The sequence below is a fragment of the Wenjunlia tyrosinilytica genome (genome assembly GCF_014646055.1).
GTDB classification, from domain to species: domain Bacteria; phylum Actinomycetota; class Actinomycetes; order Streptomycetales; family Streptomycetaceae; genus Wenjunlia; species Wenjunlia tyrosinilytica.
Genome location: NZ_BMMS01000031.1, coordinates 1 through 17325, shown reverse-complemented (window position 1 = coordinate 17325; position 17325 = coordinate 1). Strand labels below are relative to the sequence as shown.

The 17325-nt window shown below is 72.2% G+C and carries 14 protein-coding genes; 9 read left to right on the top strand and 5 right to left on the bottom strand.

Annotated features, from left to right (window positions below):
• Positions 1 to 105 precede the first annotated feature (105 nt).
• From IEY86_RS28355 to IEY86_RS28340, 4 genes are all read left to right on the top strand, one after another.
• A complete protein-coding gene (locus tag IEY86_RS28355; RefSeq protein WP_189134738.1) occupies positions 106 to 1110 on the top strand; it encodes an NUDIX hydrolase in 1005 nt (334 codons plus the stop codon).
• Positions 1107 to 2102, top strand: coding sequence for a molecular chaperone DnaJ (locus tag IEY86_RS28350; protein WP_229698834.1), 996 nt, complete (start codon positions 1107 to 1109; stop codon positions 2100 to 2102). The genes IEY86_RS28355 and IEY86_RS28350 overlap by 4 nt, the downstream gene beginning before the upstream one ends.
• A gap of 112 nt (positions 2103 to 2214) precedes the next feature.
• On the top strand, positions 2215 to 3234 hold the full coding sequence (locus IEY86_RS28345; RefSeq protein ID WP_189134737.1) for a hypothetical protein: 1020 nt from the start codon (positions 2215 to 2217) through the stop codon (positions 3232 to 3234).
• Positions 3234 to 4553: an adenylosuccinate synthetase gene (locus IEY86_RS28340; protein WP_189134736.1), complete on the top strand. Its 1320-nt coding sequence runs from the start codon at positions 3234 to 3236 to the stop codon at positions 4551 to 4553. Before IEY86_RS28345 ends, IEY86_RS28340 begins: the two co-directional genes overlap by 1 nt.
• Here the strand turns inward: IEY86_RS28340 and IEY86_RS28335 are convergent.
• Positions 4463 to 5296 (bottom strand): M15 family metallopeptidase, encoded by an 834-nt coding sequence (locus IEY86_RS28335; RefSeq protein ID WP_189134735.1) that lies wholly within the window; start codon positions 5294 to 5296, stop codon positions 4463 to 4465. The genes IEY86_RS28340 and IEY86_RS28335 overlap by 91 nt on opposite strands.
• An 84-nt stretch (positions 5297 to 5380) precedes the next feature.
• On the opposite strand from IEY86_RS28335, the gene IEY86_RS28330 reads away from it, so the two are divergent.
• The gene (locus tag IEY86_RS28330; RefSeq protein WP_189134734.1) at positions 5381 to 5914 is read left to right on the top strand and encodes an NUDIX domain-containing protein; all 534 of its coding nucleotides are present in this window, start codon (positions 5381 to 5383) and stop codon (positions 5912 to 5914) included.
• Between the two features lie 252 nt (positions 5915 to 6166).
• Positions 6167 to 6982, top strand: coding sequence for an enoyl-CoA hydratase/isomerase family protein (locus IEY86_RS28325; protein WP_189134733.1), 816 nt, complete (start codon positions 6167 to 6169; stop codon positions 6980 to 6982).
• Between the two features lie 90 nt (positions 6983 to 7072).
• Here IEY86_RS28325 and IEY86_RS28320 read toward each other — a convergent pair whose 3' ends face one another.
• Complete coding sequence (locus IEY86_RS28320) at positions 7073 to 9457, bottom strand: glycoside hydrolase family 31 protein (protein WP_189134732.1); 2385 nt, start codon at positions 9455 to 9457, stop codon at positions 7073 to 7075.
• 170 nt (positions 9458 to 9627) lie between these two features.
• On the opposite strand from IEY86_RS28320, the gene IEY86_RS28315 reads away from it, so the two are divergent.
• Positions 9628 to 11670, top strand: a complete 2043-nt coding sequence (locus IEY86_RS28315; protein ID WP_189134731.1) for an acetoacetate--CoA ligase — start codon at positions 9628 to 9630, stop codon at positions 11668 to 11670.
• On the opposite strand, the gene IEY86_RS28310 is transcribed toward IEY86_RS28315, so the two are convergent.
• Entirely contained in the window at positions 11658 to 13229 is a 1572-nt protein-coding gene (locus IEY86_RS28310) for a cellulose binding domain-containing protein (RefSeq protein WP_189134730.1), read from the bottom strand. The genes IEY86_RS28315 and IEY86_RS28310 overlap by 13 nt on opposite strands.
• A 377-nt stretch (positions 13230 to 13606) precedes the next feature.
• Here IEY86_RS28310 and IEY86_RS37655 point away from each other — a divergent pair, with 377 nt between their 5' ends.
• Positions 13607 to 13738, top strand: coding sequence for a hypothetical protein (locus tag IEY86_RS37655; RefSeq protein ID WP_265805727.1), 132 nt, complete (start codon positions 13607 to 13609; stop codon positions 13736 to 13738).
• A gap of 36 nt (positions 13739 to 13774) precedes the next feature.
• A complete protein-coding gene (locus IEY86_RS28305) occupies positions 13775 to 14635 on the top strand; it encodes a DUF8829 domain-containing protein (RefSeq protein ID WP_189134729.1) in 861 nt (286 codons plus the stop codon).
• 107 nt (positions 14636 to 14742) lie between these two features.
• Here IEY86_RS28305 and ptsP read toward each other — a convergent pair whose 3' ends face one another.
• Both ptsP and IEY86_RS28295 read right to left on the bottom strand, forming a co-directional pair.
• Positions 14743 to 16413 (bottom strand): phosphoenolpyruvate--protein phosphotransferase, encoded by a 1671-nt coding sequence (ptsP, locus tag IEY86_RS28300; protein WP_189134728.1) that lies wholly within the window; start codon positions 16411 to 16413, stop codon positions 14743 to 14745.
• Positions 16414 to 16511: 98 nt separating this feature from the next.
• On the bottom strand, positions 16512 to 16961 hold the full coding sequence (locus IEY86_RS28295) for a PTS sugar transporter subunit IIA (RefSeq protein ID WP_189134727.1): 450 nt from the start codon (positions 16959 to 16961) through the stop codon (positions 16512 to 16514).
• Between the last annotated feature and the right edge of the window lie 364 nt (positions 16962 to 17325).

Sequence of the window (17325 nt, the reverse complement as noted above, 5' to 3'; positions counted from 1 at the left end):
CCGGAAAAGCGCTGGCCTTCTGTCGGTGGCGGATGCTAAGTTCTTCTCAGTTCGAGAAATACTCACTATGAGAACAACGTTGGTGACGAGGGGAGCGGGGCCGCCATGGAGGGCACTGAGCGCCGCGGGTCCGGCAGGCCGGACGAGGCCGAATGGCTGGCCTCCTACGACCCGCGCGCCTTCGAGCGGGTCGCCGTGACCTGTGACGTCGTCGCTCTGACACTGCGTGAGAGCAGGCTGCACGTCCTCCTCGTCCGCCGCGGCGGACCGCCGTTCGCCGGGGACTGGGCGCTGCCGGGCGGTTTCGTCCGCGCCGGGCAGGAGAGCCTGGACCGGGCGGCTGCCCGTGAACTCGCCGAGGAGACCGGGCTCGGCACCGACACCGCCCTCGACCGCGTCCACCTCGAACAACTGGGCAGCTACGGCACCCCCGACCGCGACCCGCGGATGCACGTGGTCTCCGTGGCATACCTCGCCTTCGCACCGGACCTCCCGGACCCGCGCGCGGGCACCGACGCCGTCGCGGCCGCGTGGATCCCGGTGGACGAACTCGACCTCGGCGGGACCGCGGTGGACCCAGCGGACCCCGGCGAGGCACCACAACCCTCGGGGGGCGTCGGACGTCCCACCGAGCGGGACCGGCGAGGCGGGACCCACGGGGGTGGCCCTGCCCGCCGGTCCGCGGATTCACCGACGCCCGCGGATTCACCGACGCCCGCCGACGTCCCGGTGCCCACCGGCGTCCCGGCGCCGACCGCCCCACCGAGCGGTATCCGGCTCGCCTTCGACCACGCCCGGATCGTCGCCGACGCGCTGGACCGGGCCCGGTCCAAGATCGAGTACACCCCGCTGGCGACGGCGTTCCTGGCCGAGGAGTTCACCGTCTCCGAACTGCGCGCCGTCTACGAGGCGGTGTGGGGCGGCAAGCTCCACGCGGGGAACTTCCACCGCAAGGTGCTCTCCGTGCCCGGCTTCGTCGAGAGCACCGGAGCGACCGCGGAGCGGGGCGGCAGCCGGGGCGGACCCCGAGCCCGCCTCTACCGGGCGGGCGACGCCCGGCTCCTGCACCCCGCACTGCTGCGGCCCGACCGGGAGGACGACGTTCGATGAACCCGGTGACCCTGGACGACGCGCTGGCTCTCCTTGAAGCGGCCGCCACGCCCGGTGACCTCTTCCCCGGCGGCGGGGCCACCGCCGCCCGCCGCTACCACCGGCTCGCCCGGCTGCTCCACCCCGACGCCGTACCCGACCACCGCAAGGACGAGGCACAGGCCGCCTTCCGCGCCCTCACCACGCTGTGGGAGCGCCGCAAGGCGCCGACCCTCACGACCTCCACCCGCACCTACACCCTCGGCCCCGTCCACGTGGGCGGCGACCTCGCCGTGCTCAGGGAGGCCGGTGACGGCATCCTGCTGAAGATTCCCCGCCAGTCCCGGGACAACGACCTGATGGAGCGTGAGGCCCGTGCCCTCACCCGGCTCGACCGCCGGGGCGATCCGCGGCACCGTGCCTACGCGCCCAGGCTCCTCGAGGCATTCCGGCACCGGGAGTCGGGGGCGGGGGCCGAGCGCAGGGTCAACGCCCTGGAGCGACTGAGGGGGTTCCGCACCCTCACCGAAGTCCGTTCCGCGCACCCCGAGGGGCTCGATCCGCGCGACGCCGCCTGGATGTGGCGCCGCCTCCTGGTCGCCCTCGGCTGGGCGCACCGCGCGGGCGTGGTGCACGGTGCCGTCCTGCCGGACCACGTCCTCGTCCATCCGCACCACCACGGGCTGGCACTCGTCGACTGGTGCTACTCGGTGGAGGCCGGGGGAGAGCAGACAATTCCGGCTCTCGTGGAGCGGTACCGCGACTGGTACCCGCACGAGGTCACCGGACGCCGCCCCGCCACCGCCGCCACCGACATCCATCTGGCGTCCAAGTGCCTGGAGCACCTGATGGGTCCGTTGGCCCCGCGGCCGCTGCGCTCGTTCCTGCGCGGCTGCACCCTTCCCGCCCAGGCGCGCCGTCCGCAGGACGCCTGGAAGCTCCTGGCCGAACTGGACGACCTGCTCGAACGCCTCTACGGGCCGCGCACCTTCCGGCCCTTCACCACGCGCTGACCGAACATCACTCGCCAACCGAACACCACGCGGACGCCAAGCGGTAACCGAACACCAAGCGGTAACCGAACGCACGCGCCAACCGAACCGCATCACTCAGGGGGAGAACACCATGGGCAGTGGACGCTGGTCCACCGATGTCTACACCGCCGCCGCCGACTACCGCGCCGCCTCGGGAGCGAGCGCCTTCGACTACAGCGACCGGGTCACCGCCTCCGCGCCCCGCCGCGACTGGAAGGCCCACCCCTCCCTCGACCCCGCCGCCCTCAAGGGCGGCAAGGTCAGGGAGAGCCGCGACTGCGACGAGCACCCGACCTCACTGGCCATCTCGGTCATCTTCGACGTCACCGGCTCCATGCGGTCGGTGCCGCGCATCCTGCAGACCAAGCTGCCCTCGCTGTTCGGACTGATCCTGCGCAAGGGATACGTCGAGCACCCGCAGATCCTCTTCGGCGCCGTCGGCGACGCCACCTGCGACCGCGTGCCGCTCCAACTCGGTCAGTTCGAGTCCGACAACCGCATGGACGACGACCTCGGCAACATCCTGCTCGAAGGCGGCGGAGGCGGGCAGCTCACCGAGTCCTACGAGCTCGCCCTGTACGCCATGGCCAGGCACACCGCCCTGGACTGCCACGAGAAGCGCGGACGCCGCGGCTACCTCTTCCTCATAGGCGACGAGATGCCGTACGGCAAGGTCAAGGCCCGTGAGGTGAGGGAGGTGTTCGGTGACACGCTGGAGGCCGACATCCCCGTGACCGCGATTCTGGCCGAACTGCGCCGCAAGTTCGACGTGTACTTCATCGTGCCGCAGGGCGCGAGCCATGTCGGCAACACCGACATCCTCCAGCGCTGGCAGGGACTGCTCGGCCAGAACGTCGTCGAACTCGACGACCTCGACGCCGTCTGCGAGACCATCGCCCTGACCATCGGGCTCGGCGAAGAGGCGATCGACCTCGAGGCCGGCCTCGAGGACCTCGCCGACGTCGGCTCCACGGCGGGCGACTCGGTGGGGCGCGCGCTGGCCACCCTCGGCCGGGAACGGGCGACGATCGCCGTCAGCGACTCCCCGCTGATCGACCCCTCGTCGCACGACGGCGCCGACCACGGGCCGTCCACCACCACGAGGCTGTAGTGCACACCATCGTCGTCGACCTCGGCCACGGCGATGCCGGGAAGGGCACCGTCGTGGACCGGCTCTGCGCCCACCCCTGGGGTGGGGGCGGGCCGGTCCACACGGTCGTCCGCTTCAACGGAGGTGCCCAGGCCGCCCACAACGTCGTCACCCCCGACGGCCGGCACCACACCTTCGCCCAGTTCGGCTCCGGCGGCTTCACCCCGGGCACCGCGACGCACCTGTCCCGGTTCATGCTCGTGGACCCGCTCGCGCTCGCCGCCGAAGCCCGCCACCTCACCGCCGTCGGCGTCCCCGGTGCCCTGGACCTGCTGACCGTGGACCGCCGCGCCCTGCTGACCACGCCGTACCACGCGGCCGCCAACCGGACGAGGGAGCTCGCCAGGGGAGCCGCCCGGCACGGCTCATGCGGCATGGGCATCGGGGAGACCGCCTCCTACGCGCTCGAGCACCCCGTGGACGCCCCCACCGCCGGCGACTGCGCGCAACCCGCCGTACTGCGCCGCAAACTCACCCGTCTGCGCGACCGGCTCACCGGCGAGCTCGGCCCGCTGGACGCCCCGGCCGTCGAGGACTGCGTCGCGGCCTTCGTCGCGTTCGCCGACGCCGTCGCCCTTGTGGACGACGGCCACCTCGCGCGGCTGCTGCGCCGGGGCCCCGTCGTCTTCGAGGGCGCCCAAGGGGTGCTCCTCGACGAGTGGCACGGCTTCCACCCCTACACGACCTGGTCCACGACCACCTTCGCCCCTGCCGAGACCTTGCTCGCCGAAGCCGGGCAGCCCGGCTGCGCGCTGCGCCTCGGTGTGGTCCGCGCCTACACCACCCGGCACGGCCCCGGCCCGCTGCCGACGGAGGACCCTGAGCTCGCCGTCTCGCTGCCCGAGCCGCACAACGGGCACGGACCCTGGCAAGGCGCCTTCCGCATCGGGCACTTCGACGCCGTCGCCCACGCCTACGCCCTGGAGGTCTGCGGGGGAGTGGACGCCCTGGCCCTCACCCACCTCGACGCACCGGGGCGCTCACCCGGACTGCGCCTGGTCACCGGCTACGACATCGACGGCGAACGCGTGCGGCGGCTGCCCACGGGACCCGAAGGAGACCTCGACAGCCGCGCTCGGCTGACCCGGCGACTGATGCGGGCGACCCCCGCCGAGCACCGCGTCCCCGGCCCCGACGACTGGTCCGACGCTGTCGGCGACGTACTCCGCGCGCCCGTCGTCCTCGAGTCCTACGGCCCGACGGCCGGGGACAAGAGGGAGCGCCGGGAGACGGGGAAGTCGAAGTACGTGTCGGGGAAGGGTTCATTCCTCAGCGTGTAGTGCCACCACTCGTTCGGGTAGTTGGTGAACCCGGCCGCGTCGAGGGTGTCCTTCAGCAGGTCCCGGTTGGCCCTGGCGGCCCCGGTGATCCTTGGATCGGCGGTGTGGGCGAGCGTGTCGAAGCAGTCGAACCCCGTGCCCATGTCCACCGTGTTGTCGGGGAAGCGCTCGTCCACCGGGGCGAAGCAGCTCTTCAGCGGCTTCCCCGGATGGTAAGGGGGCTGCGGCCGCACCGGCAGCCGGACCAGCGTGATGTCGAAGGTGCTGCCGCGGCTGTGTCCGGATTTCTCGGCGATGTAGCCGTCCCGGAAGAGCGCCGATTTGTCCACGCGCGGATAGAACTCCGCCTTCATCCGTTCGTCGCCGAGGTCCTCGGCCCAGCGCACGAAGTCGTTCACGGCCCGCTGCGGCCGGAAACAGTCGTAGACCTTGAGGGTGTAGCCCTTGCGCAGGAGCACCCGCTGAGCGCCGCGGAGCGCCTCGGCTGCGGGACGGGTCAGGATGCACATCGGCTGCCGGTATCCGACGACACGACGGCCGACGAAGTTGTGCCTGCCGCGGTAGCGGATGTCCTGGAGGATGGACGGATCCACATCGCGCAGGGCGACGAACTCCCTTGGTGCTTTGGAGAGTTGGCCATGGGCTGGTGCGGGATGAGCCCGGGCGCCGGGCGCGGGGCCCACCAGCAGGGCGGCGAAGCAGGCCATCACGACAGCGGCGGCGCGAGACGGTGACATCGGCATGTGCACTTCATAGCAGGTCATCCATGGCGGCACAGTGGGGCGTTCGGCCTCCCCAGCGTCGGCGGCACCCGCTACAGTCCGACCGTGCCAGCCACAGACGACACTGTTCGCGTCAAGGACGCCTACTGTTCCTATTGCGGTAACGCATTCGTCCACCCCGAGCCCGACTGGCCGCGGCGTTGCGCCCATTGCGGCGGGACGACGTACCGGAACCCGCTCCCCGTGGCCGTGGCGCTCCTGCCCGTGCGCAGAGGCACCGACCCCCTCGGTCTCGCCGTCGTGCGCCGCACCATCGAACCCGGACGCGGCCAACTCGCCCTGCCCGGCGGGTTCATCGACCACGGCGAGACCTGGCAGGAAGCGCTCGTACGCGAGCTCGGCGAGGAGACCGGCATCCCGGCGGACGTCAACGAGGTCCGGCTCGCCGACACCCTCAGCTCCCGCGCCGGGCACCTGCTCGTCTTCGGCCTGCTCGAGGAGCGCAACATCACCCGGCTGCCCCTGTCGGTGCCCACCGACGAGACCGAGGGCTGGGAGTTCCTGCCCGCTCCGATCGAGCTCGCCTTCCCCCTGCACACCAGGGCGGCCCGCTGCTGGTTCGACGGACTGTACGTCTAGTCCTTCCGCCCACCTGTCGGCCGGCAGACCCGGCAGACCTGACAGACCTGACAGACGTCAGAGACCCGGCAGACCCGCAGACCCGCAGACCTGACAGACCTGACAGACCTGACAGGCCAAACAGACCCGACGCGCCCAGCAGGCGCATCAGGCCCAGCAGGCCGGCAGACCCCCGCCCGCAGCCGGTGCCCCCACCCGGCCCGGATATCGTGGCGCCACAGGTCACACGGCGTAGGGGCGAGGAGCGGCAGCATGGGTGCACGGCAGATCGACACCGGCACGGAAGGGCTGCGCGCGCACACCGAGGACGGCGTGGCCACCCTGCGCATCGACCGGCCGCAGGCACGCGGAGCCCTGACCGCGGCGATGTGGGCCGCGATCCCCGGCATCCTGGCCACGTTCGCCCACGACCCCGACACCTCCGTGCTGGTCCTCACCGGCACCGACGGCGTCTTCAGCGCCGGAGCCGACATCCATGAACTGCTCGACCACTACGCCACGGCGGAGGCGGCCGACGCCTACCACGCGCTCAGCGCGGCCGCCGAGCAGGCCCTCGCCGCCTTCCCCAAGCCGACCATCGCCCTGATCAGCGGTGCCTGCGTCGGTGGCGGCTGCCAGCTCGCCACCGCCTGCGACCTTCGCTTCGCCGACGAGACCGCCCGCTTGGGCATCACCCCGGCCAAGCTCGGCATCGTCTACGACGCCGTCTCCACCCGCCGCACAGCGGCCCTGGTCGGCGCGTCAGCGGCGAAGTACCTGCTGTTCTCGGGCGAGCTGATCGACGCCGCCCACGCGCTGCGCATCGGCCTGCTCGACCAGCTCTGGGACCGGGACGAAGCCCCGCAGCGCGCCTACGACTTCGCCCGCACCGTCGCCTCCCGCTCGCAGCTGACCGTCCGGGCCGCCAAGGACCTCATCGACGCGCCCTCGCTCGACCTCGCCCGGGTCCGCGCCTGGGAGCAGGCCTCACGCACCTCGTCCGACGTCCGCGAGGGACTGGCCGCCTTCATCGAACGCCGGGCCCCGCACTTCACTTGGAACGGCGGCGCGCCGAGCGGCGCAGTGTGAGGCGGCGGCTTGTGAGTCCGGAGGGTGAGGCGCTCGGCTCGCGAGGCGACGGCGCCCGAGTCGGCGCCCGCGTGCGACTCCGTGCCCGCCTCACTCGCCGACGCCGCGCACCCGCACCCCGTACCCGGCCTCGGCGCAGCCCTCACGTCCCACCACCACCCGGTCGCCCTCCCAGCGCACGGTGAACCGCTCCTCCACCGGATCCTCCCACCCGTCCCCGGCGTCCGTGAGGAGCACCCCGCCGCCGGTCCTGCCCTGCTCGGGGGCCCACACCTCCAGCTCCACCTCGTCCTCGGGCCCGGCCACCGGCACGACGGAACCCGCCCGCGCCAGCACCGGGATCCGCCGCAGCGGCGCGTCGACGGTCACCCGGCCGGGGCCCTCGAACACCTCACCGGTGTCCCGGTCGTACCAGCGCCCCGCGGGCAGCCGGACCGGTCGGCGCACCACTCCCGGGTCCAGCACCGGCGCCACGAGGAGCGCGTCCCCGAGCAGGAAGGCGTCACCGACGCCGCGCAGATCGCGGTCCCCGGGCTCGTTCCACCACAGCGGCCGCACATAGGGCGCGCCCGTGCGCCTGGCCTCGTGCGCCAGTGTGTAAAGGTACGGCATCAGCCGTTCCCGGCTCTCCAGCGCGGAACGGGCGTGGCCCAGCACCTCGGGCCCGAACTCCCACGGCTCCCGCTGTCCGGCGCCTATCGCCGAGTGCGTCCGGAAGAACGGCAGATACGCCCCGAGCTGGAACCACCGCAGATACAGCTCCGGCGAGGGGCGCCCGCTGAAACCGCCCACGTCCGGGCCCGAGTACGGCACCCCGCACAGGCCCAGCCCCACCACGAGGGCCAGCGAGGCGCGCAGCCCCTCCCACTCGGTCGCCACATCACCCGACCAGGTGCCGCCGTAGCGCTGCATCCCCGCCCAGCCCGAGCGCGAGAACAGGAACGGCCGCTGGTCCGGACGCAGTTCCAGCAGCCCTTCGTACCCCGCCCGGGCCATCAGGAGCGCGTACACGTTGTGCGCCTCACGGTGGTCCCCGCCGCGCCCCTCCAGCGCGTGCCGGGTCGAGCGCGGAAGGGACGGGTCGCCCCACGCCTGGAAGGAAGTCGGCTCATTCATGTCGTGCCACACCCCGGCGAAGCCCTGCGCCAGCCGCTCCGCGTACAGCCCGCTCCACCACTTGCGGGTGTCCGGGGAGGTGAAGTCGGGGAAGACCGCCGCGCCCGGCCACACCGTCCCCCGCGCCGTGCGCCCGCGGGCGTCCCGGCAGAAGGCGCCGACGCGCGTTCCGCTGTCGTACACCTCCCAGCCCGGCTCCGCCTTGGCCGCCGGGTCCACGATGGAGACCGTCCGCACCCCGTCCTCGCGCAGCCTCGCGGCCAGTCCGGGCAGGTCGGGGAAGTTCTCGCGGTCCACGGTGAAGATCCGGTGGCCGTCGTAGTGGTCGATGTCGAGGTGCAGGGCGGACAGGGGCAGACCCCGCACCCGGTACCCGGCCACCACGCGCCGTACCTCGTCGGCGTTCCCGAACCCCCACCGCGAGTGCTGGTGCCCCAGCGCCCAGCGCGGCGGCAGCGCGGGCTGGCCGGTCAGCCCCGTCCACCCCTGGAGCAAGCGCGCGGGAGTGCCGACCAGCACCCAGTACCGCAGCGGCCCGCCGTCCATGCGCAGCTCGCACCACGCCGGGTGGTCGTGCCCCGATCCCGCGCCGACGACACCGTCGCGCAGCATCAGCCGCCCGTCCCAGGTGCAGTCGTGGAAGACCAGATGGCAGCCCGAGTCCGAGACCACCGTCTGGACCGGCATGGTGATGTACAGCGGATCGTCCTGCGGCCCGAAGGAGCCGCCCGGGTCGGTGTTCCACAGCCGGTACGACCCCTGCGGCAGCCGGGGCCCGGCCGCCCGGCCGCCCAGCCCGAACAGCGCCGCGTCCGCCGCCAGCTCCGAGCGCAGCACCCAGCGTGAACCGACGCTCTCCGCCGTGCCCTCCCGGTCCGCCTCCCCGGTGGGCGCGTCCTCGGCGTCCCACCACCGCGGTGGCAGATCACGCCGCAGAAGCACACCGCCCGGGGTACGGATCTCCACCGCCCCGTGCGTGGTGACGACGACCAGCACCCGCTCCGAGACGATCCGCCAGCCGCCCTCCTTGTCCGGCTCCAGCAGCGCCCGGGTGTCGGCCTCGGGACATCCCGACCCCAGCCCGTACGAGGGCTCCGGGTCCGCCCCGTCCCACCCGCAGAACACCGCGCCTCCCACGGCCACACGCACCCGCAGCGTGGACCGGGTGAAGTGGATCAGCCCCCCGCCGGGCACCGGCTCCGCGTCCCGCGCCGTCCCCGGGACCCGGGCGCGCCCCGCCCCGCGCGAGGGCAGGTACCGGGAGTCCAGCCGGTACCGTCTGCACGAATCCCGCAGCGACCGCCACCCGTTCACCGAACCGACAACACCCAACGACCGCACCAGGCCACGCACATCCATGGACCACACCTTGCCACCCCCGCGGCTGTGCTCGGACACTATTGGCATCCGGGACGATCACGTGGCATCGTCCTGCCCAACCGAGTCCCGGCACACGCCGCCGGGGCGCGGGCCAGGGCAAACACGCGTCGCGAACCGACGCGAGCCGCACCGTCGCCGGGAGCCGAGGAATGAGCCGCGCCGCAGAGCCGAGCAGCAACGAGCCCGTCCAGCCCGAGCCCGTCCAGCCCGAGCCCCTGTGGCGACCGGGCCCCGAGCGCGTCGAGGCCGCTCAGGTCACGCGCTTCCAGACCTGGGCCGCGGACAAGTTCGGCGCCCCGGCCGTCGTCCACGGTGACGCCCTCGCCTCCTACCGGGCTCTGCACGGCTGGTCCGTCGGCGAACCCGAACGGTTCTGGACGGCCGTCGTCGACTGGTTCGACGTCCGCTTCACCAGCCCCTACGAGGCCGTGCTCGCCGACGCCTCCATGCCCGGCGCCCGCTGGTTCCCCGGGGCCACCCTCAACTACGCCGAGCACGCGCTGCGCCACGCCGGCTCCCGGCCGGACGAGCCCGCCCTGATCCACCTCGACGAGCGGCATGAACCCGCCGAGACGAGCTGGGCCGAGCTGCGCCGCCAGGTCGGATCGCTCGCCGCCGAGCTGCGCCGCCTCGGGGTGCGCCCCGGCGACCGGGTCAGCGGCTACCTGCCCAACGTCCCGCAGGCCGCCACCGCCCTGCTCGCCACCGCCGCCGTCGGCGCCGTATGGACCTCCTGTGCCCCCGACTTCGGCGCCCGCAGCGTCCTGGACCGCTTCCAGCAGGTCGAGCCGGTCGTGCTGTTCGCCGTCGACGGCTACCGGTACGGCGGCAAGGAGCACGACCGCGCCGACACCGTGGCCGAGCTGCGCGCCGAACTGCCCTCGCTGCGCGCCGTGGTCCATGTCCCGCTGCTGGGCAGCGCCGCCCCCGAGGGCGCGCTGGAGTGGGCCGACCTCACCGGCGCCGACACCGAGCCGGTCTTCGAGCAGGTCCCCTTCGACCACCCGCTGTGGGTGCTGTACTCCTCCGGCACCACGGGGCTGCCCAAGGCCATCGTCCAGTCCCAGGGCGGCATCCTGCTCGAGCACCTCAAGCAGACCGGCCTGCACCTCGACCTCGGCACCACCGACCGGTTCTTCTGGTACACCTCCACCGGCTGGATGATGTGGAACTTCCTGGTCGGCGGCCTGCTGGCGGGCACCACGGCCGTCCTGTACGACGGCAGCCCCGGCTACCCGGACATCGGTGCCCAGTGGAGGGTCGCCGAGCGGACCGGGGTCACCGTCTTCGGTACCTCGGCCGCCTATGTCGTCGCCTGCCGCAAGTCCGACGTCCATCCCGGCCGGGACCTCGACCTCTCCCGCGTCAGGTGCGTCGCCACCACGGGCTCGCCCCTGCCCCCGGACGGCTTCCGGTGGATCCACGACGAGGTCGCCGAGGACCTGTGGCTGGCCTCCGTCAGCGGAGGCACGGACGTGTGCAGCTGCTTCGTCGGCGGAGTGCCCACCCTGCCGGTCCACATCGGTGAGATCCAGGCCCCCTGCCTGGGCAGCGACGTCCAGGCGTGGGATGTGAACGGCAAGCCCGTCGTCGACGAGGTGGGCGAGCTCGTCGTCACCAACCCCATGCCCTCGATGCCGATCAGGTTCTGGAACGACCCCGGAGACCAGCGGTACAAGGAAAGCTACTTCGAGATGTTCCCGGGGGTGTGGCGGCACGGCGACTGGATCACCGTCACCTCGCGCGGCACGGTGGTCGTCCACGGCCGCTCGGACTCGACGCTGAACCGGCAGGGCGTGCGCATGGGCTCCGCCGACATCTACGAGGCGGTCGAGCGGCTGCCGCAGGTCCATGAGTCGCTGGTCATCGGGATCGAGCAGGCGGACGGCGGCTACTGGATGCCGCTGTTCGTCCACCTCGCGCCGGGAGCGGAGCTGGACGACGCGCTGCGCGAGACGATCAAGCGGACCATCCGTGACGAGGTCTCGCCCCGGCACGTCCCGGACGAGATCATCGCCGTCCCCGGTGTCCCGCACACCCTCACCGGCAAGCGCATCGAGGTCCCGGTCAAGAAGCTCCTCCAGGGCACCCCGCTGGCCGAGGCCGTCAACCCCGGATCGGTCGACGACCTCGGCCTGCTGCGCTTCTTCGAGGGGCTCGCCCGGGAGCGGGCGGGGGATCAGCCCGAGTAGCCCGCGAAGATCTTGCTGAACTCGTAGGGCGCCTGCGGGATGTTGGTGCACATGTACAGCGCGCCGTTGCACGCGTTGCGGTCGCGGGTCTCCTCCCAGAAGGCGAGCAGCCCCACGTGCTTGCCCTTGGCGAAGGCGACCAGCTGGCGGGCGTCGGCCTGGTCGTAGATCCGGCCGTCGTCGTTCTGGCCGAGCATCGGGGTCACACCGACCATCGCCCACACCTGGGCGTCGCTCTTGCCCGGGTACAGGCCCTTGAGCTGGCCGAACGTGCTGTTGGCGGCCTGCACGGCGGCGTCTCCGTAGTCCACGCTGCGGTAGTAGTCCATCGCCATGATGTTCACGACGTCGACGGTGACTCCGGCGTCGCGGGCGGACTTGACGACATTGAGCCCGTCCGAGGTCAGGCCCTCGGGCAGCACGGGCAGGGTGAAGGAGATCCGCAGCCCGGGGTTGGCCTGCTGGACCTTGGCCAGAGCGGCGCTGCGGCGGGCGATCGAGGCAGGTTCGGCCGCGGCCGAGCCCTCGATGTCGAGGTCGATGTACTTGAGCCCGTAGGCCTTGACGACCGCGTTGTACTCGGCGGCGGTGGCGTCCACCGTGGAGCAGGCCTGGGCGAGTTCGATGCCGCTGGCCCCGCCGAAGGAGACCTTGACGTCGCCGCCCGCGGCCCGGATGGCGTCGACCTGGTCCTTGGCCCAGCCGGCGCGCGGGTCATAGGCGTTGAACCACATCGCCTTGCAGCCGGAGGCGGTGATGAACGCCATGGTGAAGCTCTTCAGCCCGCTCGCGGAGGCCATGGTCGGCAGGCTGGGAGTCGGCCATGAACCCATGTCGACATAGGGAGCGGTGCGGACGGCGCCCGGAGACGGGGTGGGGGTGCCGGTCGTGGTGGTGCCGGACGCCGAGGCGCTGTAGGCGGAGGTATTGCCCGCCGCGTCCTTGGCGCGGACCTTGAACGAGTAGGCGGTGCCCTCCTGCAGCCCCGTGGCGGTGTACGAGGTGCCGGTGACCGGCACGGGGGAGCCGCCGTCGCGGGAGACCTCGTAGCCCGCGACGGAGCCGGAGTTGTCGGTGGAGGCCGACCAGGTCACCGTGAGCGTGGAGTTCGTGGGGGAGCCCACGGTGACCGAGCCGGGCACGGACGGCGGGGTGGTGTCGGGGCCGCCGGTCCCGCCCTCGCAGGAGCCTCCGTTGAGCTTGCAACCGGTCGGTGTGCCGGTGCCGGTGGAGACCCATCCGAACGTGGTCGAGGCGCCGGGCGCCAACGAGCCGTTGTACTCGCGGTTCTTGAACGTGTAGTGGTTGCCCGGACCCGTCGTCAGCAACGCGTCCCAGTAGGAGCCGACGGTCGTACCGGAGGGCAGGTCGAACTCCACGGTCCAGCCGCTCAGCGTGGAGCTGCCCGTGTTGGTGACCTTGTACTGGCCCTGGTAGCCGGTGTCCCAGGTGGACGTCTTGGAGAAGGCGGCCGTCGCCGTGGCGGCCGAGGCCGGCGTGGCGACGAGCATGAGAAGTGACCCGAGCAGGGCCAGGACAAGGACGATCGATCTCCGCATGGGGGTCTCCGCGGGGAAGGAGGAGTGGAGCGGAACGTCGGGCGCGAACGGACGGGCAGCACCGCGACAGCTGCAGAGTCGACAGCTGCAGAGACGACAGCCGCAGAGGCGACAGCTACGGGCACGGACACTGGGAGGGACACGGGCACCGTGATAGGTACAGACCAATCAAGGTTGTGGTCTGTACCTATCGCCACCGCGGCTTCACGTCAAGACGTCGCGCAACGCTCCGACCTCGTCTCGCCCCCGGCTCAACCCCCGTACGTGGACTGCGAAGCGCCCAGGACCTCCGCGAGATCGGCCGCCAGCCGGCCCCCTCGTCGCGCAGCAGCCGTGCCACGGTCACCTGGAGGACCTGCGCCCTCGGCGGAGCCCGCATGGCCCTCGCCGCCACCGGCGGCCCCTGCCTCGCGGGCGCGGCGCTCACCGCCGCCACCCTCCTCCAGCAGCGCCCCGTCCACCGCCGCCTGGACCGGACCCGCCGATGTCAGTCCCGGCGATTACGGTGAGTGAGCATTGACCCATGCCGAGTTACAGGGGGAGACATGGTACGCACCAGGCTCACCAGGACCGCCACGGAAGCACTTCGCCGCGAAGTACCGTGCACCGTCGCCATCCTGGTCGGTGAGGACGACTTCACCACCATGCGCAGGTACCGCACCTTCGCGTTCACCGACTACGAGCACTACCTGGCCCACATCGAGGACCTCCTGCGGGCACTGCGCTCACGCGGGATGCACGTCCGCGCCGCGGTCTTCGATCCGGCCGAATTCGCCGACTACTGCGCCGCCGAGGCCATGGAGCCGGACGCGCCCATCAGCCGCGCCCGCTACGCAGCCGACTCGGCCGGTCCGGGAGCCGCCGTCCACTACCAGGGCGAGTCCATCGACCAACTCGTCCGCGCGGTGCTCCACGGCGCGGAGCGCCGCGCCACCTGGGAGCGTGCCACCCGAGCGCTCGACACATCGCAGAGCGGGCCCGCCGCACTCGACCGCGTCACGGCGGCCGTGGCCACCCTCATCGAGAGAGCGGGCCCCGGCATCCACCACCTCGTGTGCAGCGCCTCCGTGCACGGCGTACCCCTGATCGCCGTCCTCCACGCCGAGTCCGAGGACGGCCCGGTCCAGGTGCGCGAGGAGGACGCCCTGCTGTTCTGCGCCGTGCTCGCGGCCGGGACCGCCACGGACGGCGGCGGGGGAGCCGTGCTGCGCACCCGGACCGGGCCGGGCAGCCGTGACACGGTCCGCGGGTGGATCCTGCGCGACGGCACACTCCAACCGCTGAATGAGGCCGAGGTGTTCAACGCCTACTGCACCGACCACCGCACCGGGGAGCCCATCGCCCCCGAGCACGGCGTCGACTACCGGTCCGGCTTCCCGCTCACCGAGCGGGAAGGCCACTCATGACGCGGGAAGGCGCCCCCGTCACGAGGACGGGGGCGCCCCTCACACCGTGGGACCCACCAGGGCCTGGCCGGTCATCGCGGGGCGAGCCAGGACCGGGCGAGCCCGGCTCACTCGCCGGACAGGACCGCCCGGGCCGCGACGCGCGCCTCCTGCGCGCTGTCCGCCGCACGGGCAGCCGCGGCCGCGCGCTCGCACTGTGCCAGCGTGTGCATGGCAAGCGTCGCCCGCACATAGGGGATCGACGCCGCGCCCATCGACAGGCTGGTCACACCCAGCCCGGTGAGCACGCACGCCAGCAGGGGATCCGACGCCGCCTCACCGCACACACCGCAGCTCTTGCCCGTGGCGCGGGCGGCATCCGCGGCCGCCGCCACCAGGTCCAGCAGCGCCGGCTGCCACGGGTCCTGCAGCCGAGAGAGCGCCCCCACCTGCCGGTCCGCGGCGAAGGTGTACTGCGCCAGGTCATTGGTGCCCAGCGAGACGAACTCCACCTCCTGGAAGATGGAGCGGGCCCGCAGCGCCGCCGAGGGGATCTCCACCATGGCGCCGAACTTCGCCCGAAGCCCCGCTTCCCGGCAGGCATCGGCGAACGCCTTGGCATCCGCGCGGTCGGCCACCATCGGGGCCATCACCTCGAGGTGCACCGGAAGGCCCTCCGCCGCCGCGGCCAGAGCGCGCAGCTGGGTCCGCAGCACCTCGGGGTGGTCCAGCAGGGTCCGCAGCCCCCGCACGCCCAGCGCCGGGTTGGGCTCGTCGGCGGGCGTCAGGAAATCCAGCGGCTTGTCGGCGCCCGCGTCCAGCACCCGCACCACCACCCGTCCCTCCGGAAAGGCCTCCAGCACCTGACGGTAGGCGGCTACCTGCTTCTCCTCCGAAGGCGCCTGCTTGGAGTCGTCGAGGAAGAGGAACTCCGTGCGGAACAGGCCCACGCCCTCCGCACCCGCCTCGACCGCCGCGGGCACATCGGCGGGACCGCCCACATTCGCCAGCAGCGGCACATGGTGACCGTCGGAGGTGGCACCAGGACCGGAGGAGGCCGCGAGCGCCGCCTTGCGCTCGGCCGCCGCGGCCTCGAGCTGCGCCCGCCGGGACTCGGTGGGATCGACGAAGACCTCGCCGGTGCTGCCGTCGACCGCGATCACCGCGCCCTCGGACAGATCGGTGGCTCCCGGCATGGCCACCACGGCCGGCACACCCATGGCGCGAGCCAGGATGGCGCTGTGACTGGTCGGGCCGCCCTCCTCGGTCACGAAGCCGAGCACCAGAGCGGGGTCGAGCAGCGCCGTGTCCGCGGGAGCGAGGTCACGGGCGATCAGTACATAGGGCTCGTCACTGTCGGGGACGCCCGGCATCGGCACGCCGAGGAGGCGGGCCACGATGCGGTTGCGCACGTCGTCGAGGTCCGCGACCCTGCCCGCCAGGTAGTCGCCCGCCTGCGCCAGAAGGGCCCGGTAGGAGGCGAAGGCGTCGTAGACCGCGCGCTCGGCCGTGCTGCCCACGGCGATGCGCCGCTCGACGTCGGCCATCAGCTCCGGGTCCTGGGCCATCAGCGCCTGGGCCTCCAGGACGGCCTGCGCCTCCCCTCCGGCCAGATTGCCGCGCGCGACCAGGTCGGCGGCCACCGCCTCGACGGCCTTGTGCGCCCGGCCCTGCTCACGGGGAGTGTCGTCCACCGGGACCTGCTTGGCCGGCGGTTCGAGGACGGCTGTCCCCATGTGCCGTACCTGGCCGATCGCCACACCGTGGCTGACACCGACGCCTCGAAGCGTTGTCTCCATCTCACCCGTCTCCGGTCGATGCGGCGGCAGCGCCACCGCGGCTGTATCTGTGATTGGTGTTCGCGCGCGCATACGCACACGCGGGCGAGAAAGGGGCGTCAGTGCCAAAGGAAGATCTGGTCGCCGGCCTTCACCTCGAGGTCTTCGGCCACCTGCCCGAGTGATCCCGGCGAGGCCTCCAGCGCCACGACCGGGCAGATCGGGGACTTGCCCGCGGCCTCGACGTCGGCCGGGTTCCAGCGCACCAGGGGCTGGCCCCGTGTGACGGTGTCGCCCTTGCTCACCAGGAGCTCGAATCCCTCACCGTTGAGCTGGACCGTGTCGATACCCAGGTGGGTGAGCACGCCATGCCCCTCACCGTCGAGGACCACGAAGGCGTGGGGATGCATGGAGACAATGACGCCGTCGACCGGGGAGAGTGCCTCGGAGGGTTCTCGCACGGGGTCGATGGCAGTTCCGGGGCCCACCATCGCACCGGAGAAGACCGGATCGGGCACTGAGCTGAGCCCGATGGCCCGGCCGGCCAGCGGGGACGACACAACGGTCATGGGGGCCTCCTGTGTGCGGGCGGTACCGGTCAGAAGCGTAAAACATGGGAAGAACCGCTTCCGCGCACCGTCACCGAGGCGGACGGGTGGCCTCCAACTGCCTTGCCCCTGCACCGATTTGCCTCGCCGCAGACAGCGATGTACTGTTCAACCTCCGCCAGCGGCCGAGCCGATGGAAGCGGACTCCACTCAGAACCACCGATTCGGTGCGGAAGAGGAAGTGCGCTAAAGTCCGGAAAGCGCCGGGAGGCGGAAAGCCGAAAGGCAAGAACCCGAATTCAGCCGGGATCGGATCGAGAAAAAGATCTGATAAGCTGGAGAAACAAGAAGGGAAGCGCCCGGAGAGACCGGTGAAAGGGTCTTG